The sequence below is a fragment of the Pseudomonas sp. SB113 genome, assembly GCF_040754745.1.
GTDB lineage: Bacteria > Pseudomonadota > Gammaproteobacteria > Pseudomonadales > Pseudomonadaceae > Aquipseudomonas > Aquipseudomonas grimontii.
Map to the genome: position 1 here is coordinate 1 of NZ_JBFMHW010000276.1, position 270 is coordinate 270.

The 270-nt window shown below is 61.9% G+C and carries 1 protein-coding gene; it reads left to right on the forward strand.

Annotated elements, in window-relative coordinates:
• Positions 1–270 (forward strand): NAD(P)(+) transhydrogenase (Re/Si-specific) subunit beta (locus AB1462_RS32545; protein WP_367249247.1); only part of this gene is annotated, 270 nt, incomplete at both ends.

A 270-nucleotide genomic window follows, 5' to 3' on the forward strand; every position in this document is an offset into this window, starting at 1 on the left:
GGATCGGCTTCTCGCTGAACAACTCGATGCTGATCATCGCCGGCTCCCTGGTGGGCTCCAGCGGCGCGATCCTGTCGTACATCATGTGCAAGGCGATGAACCGTTCCTTCTTTAATGTACTGCTCGGCGGTTTCGGCAATGCGCCGGATGCCGGTGCTGCAGCGGGTTCTAAAGAAGCACGCCCGGTGAAGTCCGGTTCGGCCGACGACGCCACCTTCCTGCTGACCAACGCCGACACCGTGATCATCGTTCCAGGCTACGGCCTGGCGG